The 7,595-nt window shown below is 72.6% G+C and carries 9 protein-coding genes; 4 read left to right on the top strand and 5 right to left on the bottom strand.

Annotated elements, in window-relative coordinates:
- Window positions 1–152: 152 nt before the first annotated feature.
- Together ACFXGA_RS07270 and ACFXGA_RS07265 are read right to left on the bottom strand one after the other, a co-directional pair.
- The gene (locus ACFXGA_RS07270; protein ID WP_378085105.1) at window positions 153–311 is read right to left on the bottom strand and encodes a hypothetical protein; all 159 of its coding nucleotides are present in this window, start codon (window positions 309–311) and stop codon (window positions 153–155) included.
- Window positions 312–363: 52 nt separating this feature from the next.
- Window positions 364–921, bottom strand: a complete 558-nt coding sequence (locus tag ACFXGA_RS07265) for a helix-turn-helix domain-containing protein (protein ID WP_378085103.1) — start codon at window positions 919–921, stop codon at window positions 364–366.
- A 57-nt stretch (window positions 922–978) separates the two neighbouring features.
- Here ACFXGA_RS07265 and ACFXGA_RS07260 point away from each other — a divergent pair, with 57 nt between their 5' ends.
- Both ACFXGA_RS07260 and ACFXGA_RS07255 read left to right on the top strand, forming a co-directional pair.
- On the top strand, window positions 979–1,656 hold the full coding sequence (locus tag ACFXGA_RS07260; protein WP_378085101.1) for an AzlC family ABC transporter permease: 678 nt from the start codon (window positions 979–981) through the stop codon (window positions 1,654–1,656).
- Entirely contained in the window at window positions 1,653–1,961 is a 309-nt protein-coding gene (locus ACFXGA_RS07255; RefSeq protein ID WP_378085099.1) for an AzlD domain-containing protein, read from the top strand. The genes ACFXGA_RS07260 and ACFXGA_RS07255 overlap by 4 nt, the downstream gene beginning before the upstream one ends.
- On the opposite strand, the gene ACFXGA_RS07250 is transcribed toward ACFXGA_RS07255, so the two are convergent.
- The 3 genes from ACFXGA_RS07250 to ACFXGA_RS07240 all read right to left on the bottom strand — a co-directional run bounded on the left by ACFXGA_RS07250 (window position 1,958) and on the right by ACFXGA_RS07240 (window position 4,841).
- Complete coding sequence (locus tag ACFXGA_RS07250) at window positions 1,958–2,341, bottom strand: DUF6292 family protein (protein ID WP_378085097.1); 384 nt, start codon at window positions 2,339–2,341, stop codon at window positions 1,958–1,960. The genes ACFXGA_RS07255 and ACFXGA_RS07250 overlap by 4 nt on opposite strands.
- A gap of 4 nt (window positions 2,342–2,345) precedes the next feature.
- On the bottom strand, window positions 2,346–4,202 hold the full coding sequence (locus tag ACFXGA_RS07245) for an acyl-CoA dehydrogenase (RefSeq protein ID WP_378085095.1): 1,857 nt from the start codon (window positions 4,200–4,202) through the stop codon (window positions 2,346–2,348).
- Between the two features lie 162 nt (window positions 4,203–4,364).
- Window positions 4,365–4,841 (bottom strand): Lrp/AsnC family transcriptional regulator, encoded by a 477-nt coding sequence (locus ACFXGA_RS07240; RefSeq protein WP_378085093.1) that lies wholly within the window; start codon window positions 4,839–4,841, stop codon window positions 4,365–4,367.
- A 74-nt stretch (window positions 4,842–4,915) separates the two neighbouring features.
- Here ACFXGA_RS07240 and ACFXGA_RS07235 point away from each other — a divergent pair, with 74 nt between their 5' ends.
- Entirely contained in the window at window positions 4,916–6,139 is a 1,224-nt protein-coding gene (locus ACFXGA_RS07235) for a trans-sulfuration enzyme family protein (RefSeq protein WP_378085091.1), read from the top strand.
- A 12-nt stretch (window positions 6,140–6,151) separates the two neighbouring features.
- The gene (locus ACFXGA_RS07230) at window positions 6,152–7,570 is read left to right on the top strand and encodes an amino acid permease (protein ID WP_378085089.1); all 1,419 of its coding nucleotides are present in this window, start codon (window positions 6,152–6,154) and stop codon (window positions 7,568–7,570) included.
- Window positions 7,571–7,595: the final 25 nt, after the last annotated feature.

The following is a 7,595-nucleotide window of genomic DNA, read 5'->3' as shown; positions in this document are numbered from 1 at the left end:
CCACCCGGCCGGAGCGGACGAGCTTGGTCTCGGGGGGGGGGGCCGGGGGGGGGGGCCCCCCCCCCCCCCCCCGGGGCGCACCCCCGGGCCGGCGGGCCCCCCCGCCCGCGGCCCCCCGGGGCCCCGCGCCCCCCCGGCGGGCCGCGGTCGCGTCACGGGCGCACGTGTGGCCGATCCGCCAACCCGATGAGCACGAGTCGCAGGTAGGCGTTCATCGGCAACCCCTTCTCCTTCGCCCGCCCCCGGAGGACCTCGACCACGTCGGCGGGCACGCCGCGAACGTGGACCCGCTTGACCGCCTGTTCGCCCATGCCGGGTACGTCGGTCGGTCGCGCGCTCGGCTGGATCCCCCGCACCGGTGCGTCAGACGTGCTCCGAGACCAGCAGGGCGGACGTCCCCGGTTCGAGTGCCTGGGCCGTGTGCGGCACGTCGCCGGGGTAGAGCAGGTAGTCGCCGGGGTTCAGCTCGACCGGCTCCGTTTGCGGTCCCGCGAGCATGCGGCCCGTGCTGACGATGACGTGCTCCACCGTCCCCGGCATGTGGGGTTCGGAGTCGCGGGCCGGGCCCGGTTCCAGGTTGAGGCGGTAGATGTCGCGGCGCGCGCCCGGAGGGCACGACGACAGCAGCGTCGCGGTGTAGTGGGCGCGTTCCGAGTAGATCGCCGGACCCTCTCCCGCGCGGACCACGCGGACGCGGGGCGTCGGCGGGTCGACCAGGCGCGAGAACGGCACGCCCAGCGCCACGCCGAGCGCCCACAGCGTCTCCACGCTGGGGTTGCCGACCGCGGCCTCCAGTTGGGACAGCGTGGACTTGGCGATGCCCGCCCGCTTGGCCAGCTCGCTCAACGACAGCCCGGCGCGCTCGCGCTCCCGCCGCAGGGAGGCGGCGATGACGTCGAGCGGCGCCCCTGTGTTCGACATGACAGTCCAATCGTTCGGCTTGACGAACGGCCCGGTCACTGTTCATCGTAGAAGACGATGCGTTCGACATGGCGAACCCTGGATGCCCGGCTGCTGCGTGACGTCTCCGCGGTGGCCGCAGGCGCGGCGGTCAGCGGCGCTTCGTTCGGCGCGATCTCGACCGCCGCGGGCCTGCCGTGGTGGCTGCCCGTGGTGATGTCGCTGCTGGTCTTCGCCGGTGGCTCGCAGTTCATGGCGGTCGGGGTGGTCGCCGCGGGCGGCAGCCCGGCCGCCGCGGTGCTCGCGGGCCTGCTGCTCAACGTCCGCCACCTGCCGTTCGGCCTGGCGGTCGGCGACGTGCTCGGCAAGCGCCTGCTCCACCGCCTCGTCGGCAGCCACCTGCTCATCGACGAGACCACCGCGTTCGCGCTCGCCCAGAGCGACCCCCGCCGGGCGAAGGCCGCCTACTGGTCGTGCGGCGTCGCGCTGTTCCTCTCGTGGAACGTCGCCGTCGTCGCCGGCGCGCTGGTCGGCCGGAACATCGGCGACCCCAACGCCTTCGGGCTGGACGCCGCCTTCCCGGCGGCCCTGCTCGCGCTGCTCCTGCCCGCCCTCAAGGACGCGGCCACCCGGCACGCCGCCCTGCTCGGCGCGGCGCTCGCGCTGGCCGCCACCCCGTTCCTGCCACCGGGCGTGCCGGTGCTGTTCGCGCTCGGCGGCCTGCTCGTCACCGCCCGGCAGCAGGTGGCGGGATGACGCTGACCGCCGTCCTGGTGCTCGCCGCGGGCACCTACGCGTTCCGCCTCGCCGGACCGCTGCTGCGGGACCGCCTCACGCTGTCCGCCCGGGTCAGGCTGCTCATGACCACTTCGGCGACCGTGCTGCTGTTCGCCCTGGTCGTGACGTCCACCCTGACCAAGGGCCAGTCGTTCGCGGGCCTCGCGCTGCCGATCGGCGTGCTGGTGGGCGGGATCGCCGCGTGGCGGAAGGCCCCGTTCGTGGTGGTGGTCGTGCTGGCCGCGACGACCACCGCCCTCCTGCGCCTGGCCGGCCTCGGCTAATCCTCCAGGTACGCGGCGAGCCGTTCGGCGAGCGCGCGCCGGTCCTGCTCCGGCCCGAACTCCGGCTCCGGACCGCCCGGACCGCCCGCCAGGACGTCCCGCACGAACCGCGCCACCTCCTCCGGCGACGGCACGCGAGGCGGGCCGAAGTGCGCGACGACGATCGGCCTCTCGGCCGGCCCGGTCTCCACCGCGATCGACCACCCGCGCCGCTCGTTCCACAGCAGCATCAGGTCCGGCCCCGGCCCCTCCAGGCCCAGGTAGGCCGTGGCCGTGTCGCTGACCTCGAACTCCGTGCCCTCGGCCGGCACGCCCACCCGCTCGGCGACCGCCCGCACGTACCGCGCCAGCCCCGCGCTGATCACCGCGCTCTCGTCCACTCCCTCACGCCCCGGCGATCGGCGCGGCGAGCCAGGTCTCGGGGATCCCGAACGCGTCCACCAGCGTCCGGGCGTGCGGCCGCAACCGCCCGCACAGCTCGTTCACCGCCTGCGACACCGCCTTCGACCGCTGCGGCGTGAGCCTGCCGTGCTCCAGGAACCACGCCCGGTCCGCCTCGATCGTGCTCAACGCGTACAGGTCGCACACCTGGTCCAGCAGCGCCGTCGCCTCCGGGTCCGGGCACCGGTCCACCGCCGCCACGAACGCCTCCAGCACCACCCGGTCCACGTGCACCCGGGCCGCGTGCAGCACGTGGTCCTGCGCCGCGTTGAACACGTCGAACGCGTCCTCCTCCGACGCCCGCCGCAACCGCCGCGCCAACCCCTCCAGCACGTGCTTCTCGCGGTCCTCGAACAACCGCACCTGCCAGCCCCGGTCCAACAACGCGTCCGAGCTGCCCGACACCAACCGGTCGATGATCGCCCGCGCGGCGGTCCGCTCGATCACCACGCCCACCGCCTGGTCGGCCACGAAACGGGCCATGCCCCACGGGTCCAGGTCGCCCACGTGGTCCCGGTAGCTGGTCAGCAACCCCTTCGCGACCAGCTGCAACAACACCGTGTTGTCACCCTCGAACGTGGTGAACACGTCGGTGTCCGCCTTGAGCGCGCCGAGCAGGTTCTCCGACAGGTAGCCCGCACCACCGCACGCCTCCCGGCAGACCTGGATCGTCTTCGTGGCGTGCCACGTCGCCACCGCCTTCAACCCGGCGGCCCGCGACTCCAGCTCCCGCTGCCGCCGATCGTCGTCCACGTCGTGCAGCGCCGACACCAACTCCTCCTGCGCGAAGTGCAGCGCGTACGACGTCGCCAGCGCCGGCAGCAACCGCCGCTGGTGCGCCAGGTAGTCGAGCACCACGACTTCCTCACCGGTGTCGGGCCGCGTGAACTGCCGTCGCGTCGACCCGTACCGAACCGCCAGCGCCAACGCCTTCTTCGTGGCGCTGCCCGCCCCGCCGGCCACGCTGATCCGCCCGCGCACCAACGTGCCGAGCATGGTGAAGAACCGCCGCCCCTCACCCTCGATCGGACTGGAGTACGTGCCGTCCGGCGCCACGTCCCCGTACCGGTTGAGCAGGTTCTCCCGGGGCACGCGGACCCGGTCGAACCACAACCGCCCGTTGTCCACCCCGTTCAACCCGGCCTTCGGCCCGCAGTCCTCGATCCGCACCCCCGGCATCGGCGCGCCGGCCGCGTCCCGGATCGGCACCAGCACCGCGTGCACCCCACGCGCCTCACCGCCGGTCACGAGCTGCGCGAACACCACCGCCATCCGCCCGTCCCGCGCCGCGTTGCCGATGTAGTCCTTGCGCGCCGCCGGATCCGGCGTGTGCACCACGAACTCCTCGGTGTCCGGGTCGTACGTCGCCGTCGTCCGCAGGTGCTGCACATCCGACCCGTGCCCGCTCTCCGTCATCGCGAAGCACCCGGGCAACTCCAGGCTCATGATCGCCGACAGGTACCGCTCGTGGTGCTCCGCCGTGCCCAACGCCTGCACCGCCCCGCCGAACAACCCCCACTGCACCCCGGCCTTGACCATGAGCGACAGGTCGCCGAACCCCAACACCTCGAACGCCACCACGGACCCGCCGACGTCGTCCTGCCCGCCGTACGCGGCCGGGAACCCGATCAACGGGTGCCCACCGGCCGCCAACGCGTGCATCTGCTCCGACACCCAGGCCCGGTACTCCTCCCGCTCCAACTCGCCCACGGGCTTCAACTCGCCGAGCAGTTCCAACGACCGGCGGCGCAACGACGCCCACCGCCCGTCGAGCAGGTCACGCAACGCATCGATCCCCATGACCCTTGTTAACACAAATTCACCCCACCGGCTCAACGACGAGCCACGCCCTTCACCAATAACCGGAGGCCAGGCCAGTGCCGCACACGCTCGGCGAACCCCGTCATCCTGCTGATCCGCCCGTCCGGCGAAGACTCTTTCGGCTCTTGCCCTTCACCGTCCTCACCACCCCGCCACACCCCCACCCGCCGGCGGCACCGTGTGCTTCCGCACGTGCTGGAACAGCAGGTTGGTCTGCACCTCGCTGACCTCCCGCCGCGTCGTGAACCGATCCAGCACCAACCGCTGCAAGTGCGCCGTGTCCGCGACCGCCACGTGCACCAGGAAGTCCTCCGGCCCCGCCACGTGCGACATGGCCAGCACCTCCGGCAACGTCAGCACGTAGTCCATGAACGGCTCCACGATCGCCCTCGTGTGGGGCCGCACGCGCACCGCGATGATCGCCTGCACCGGCCGTCCCATCGCCGCCAGGTCCACCTCCGCGTGGTACCCGGTGATCACCCCGCGCTCGCGCAGCGACCGGTGCCGGACCACGCACGTGGACGCCGCCACGTTCACCCGCTCCGCCAGGTCCTTGTTGGGCAGCCGAGCGTCCTTCTGCAACTCCTGCACGATCGCCGCGTCCACCGAATCCAACACGCCGAAACCTCCCCGACACCGAACCGGCTGCGGACTTGTGCCGCGACCGCCGACGATACGTCCAGGATTCCGCCATGACCCGGTTGCGAACGACGGCGGTGCACGGTGGGCGCGACGACCTCGCCGACCTGGGCGTGCACGCCCTGCCGATCGACCTGTCCACCACCTACCCGATCCCCGACCAGGCCGAGGGCGGCCAGGCGCTGCAACACCTCGCCGAGGGCGCGGCGCACGCCGCCTCGCCGGTCTACTCCCGGCTGCACAACCCGACCGTGGCCCGGTTCGAGCAGGCGCTCGCCGCGCTGGAGGGCACGCCGACCGCGGTCGCGTTCGGCAGCGGCATGGCCGCGGTGACCGCCGTGGTGCAGGCCGCGTGCGTGCTGACCGGCAAGCCGCACGTGGTCGCCGTGCGCCCCATCTACGGCGGCACCGACCACCTGCTGTCGTCCGGCCTGCTCGGCGTGCGCACGACCTACGCCACCGCCGACCGGGTCGCCGACGCCGTCACCCCGCAGACGGGGCTGGTCGTCATCGAGACTCCGGCCAACCCGAACCTCGACCTGGTCGACCTCTCCGCCGTCGTCGCCCAGGCGGGCGACGTGCCGGTGGTCGTGGACAACACCTTCGCCACGCCGGTCCTGCAGAACCCGGCCGCCCACGGCGTGACCTACGTGCTGCACTCGGGCACCAAGTACCTCGGCGGGCACGGCGACGTGCTCGGCGGCGTGGTGGCCTGCGACGAGGAGCACGCCGGACCGCTGCGCCAGGTCCGGATCGTCACCGGGGCCGTGCTGCACCCCCTCGGCGGTTACCTCATGCACCGCGGCCTGGCCACGCTGCCCCTGCGCGTCGAGGCCGCCCAGCGCAGCGCCACCGACCTGGCGGCCCGCCTCGACGCCCACCCCGGCACCGGCCTGGTGCGGCACCCGAGCCTGCCCGGCGCGGACCCGAACGGCCTGGTCGGCACGCAGATGCGCGGTCCGGGCGCGGTGCTCGCGTTCACCACCCGCGAGGACCCCGCCGCCGTGGTGCGCAGGCTCCGGCTGATCACGCCCGCCGTCAGCCTCGGCGCGGTCGACACGCTGATCGAGCACCCGGCCGCGCTGACCCACCGGCTGGTGGCCGCCGCCGACCGCGAGGCGTCCGGCGTGCCCGCCAACCTGCTGCGGCTCAGCGTGGGCCTGGAGGACGTGGAAGACCTCTGGGAGGATCTCGACCAGGCCCTCTCCGGGTGCTGTGAAGAGGATTACATCAAGCCTTCCTCAAGCGGTTTCCGGGAGCCGGCCGGGAGCCACTAGCGTTCGGCCACCATGATTGAGCAGACGGTCGCGGAACCCGACGCCGACGGCTACACCAAAGCGCTGTCCAAGCGCCAGGTGCAGATGATCGCCATCGGTGGCGCCATCGGCGTCGGCCTGTTCCTCGGCGCCGGCGGCAAACTCGCCCAAGCCGGTCCGTCGCTCGTCTTCTCCTACGCCCTGTGCGGCCTGGCCGCGTTCTTCGTGATGCGCGCGCTCGGCGAATTGGTGCTGCACCGGCCCACCGCGGGCAGTTTCGTGGAATACGCCCGCGAGTTCATCGGACCGTGGGCCGGCTTCACCTCCGGCTGGATGTACTGGGTGAACTGGGCGATGACCGGCATCGCCGAGATCACCGCCGTGGCCATCTACGTGCACCGCTGGCTGCCGGACCTGCCGCAGTGGGTCACCGCGCTGCTCGCGCTCGGTTTCCTGGTGCTGGTCAACCTGCTGTCGGTGAAGCTGTTCGGCGAGCTGGAGTTCTGGTTCAGCGTCGTCAAGGTCACCGCGATCGTCGTGTTCCTGTTCACCGGCGTCGCCCTCGTGATCGGCGGCGCGGACGTCGGCGGCAGCCAAGCGGGCGTGCACAACCTGTTCGCGCACGGCGGCATGTTCCCGGCCGGCGTCGGCATCGCCCTGATGACCCTCCAGGCGGTCATCTTCGCTTATTCGGCCATCGAGCTGGTCGGCATCGCGGCGGGGGAGACCGCCAATCCGCGCCAGGTGCTGCCCAAGGCCATCAACGGCGTCGTCTACCGGATCGGCATCTTCTACGTCGGGTCCGTGCTGCTGCTCGCGATGCTGCTGCCGTGGAGCCTCTACAGCGGCGCGGAAAGCCCGTTCGTCACCGTGTTCTCCGCGCTCGGCATCGCCGGCGTCGGCGACGTGATGAACGCGGTCGTGCTCACCGCCGCGCTGTCGTCGTGCAATTCGGGCCTCTACTCCACCGGGCGCATCCTGCGCTCGCTGGCGCAGCAGGGCGAAGCGCCCGCGTTCACCGGCCGGATGAACCGCAGGCACGTCCCGTACGGCGGGATCCTGTTCACCTCGGTCGCCTACCTGTTCGGCGTGGTCCTCAACTACCTCGTGCCGAAGGAGGCGTTCGACATCGCCATCGCGGTGGCCTCGCTGGGCGTGGTCGCCACCTGGGCCACGCTCATCGTGTCCCAGTTGCGGCTGCGCCAGGCCGCCCTGCGCGGCGAGGTCGAGCGGCCCTCCTACCGGATGCCCGGAGCGCCGTACACCGGTTACGCCACGCTGGCGTTCCTCGCGCTCGTCATCGTGCTGATGGCGTTCGCCGGACCGGCGGAGCGCATCGCGTTCTGGTCCATCCCCGTGCTCGCCGTGCTGCTGTTCGTCGGCTGGCGAGCCGTCCGAGCCCGTCGTTCGGCGGCCCCCCCGGCCGACGGGCGGGGCGCGCCGCGCGACTAGCGCGCCGCGGGGAGAACGAACGGGC

Source organism: Actinosynnema sp. NPDC059335 (genome assembly GCF_042752395.1).
Lineage (GTDB): Bacteria > Actinomycetota > Actinomycetes > Mycobacteriales > Pseudonocardiaceae > Actinosynnema.
This window is presented reverse-complemented; position numbering and strand designations above follow the sequence as displayed.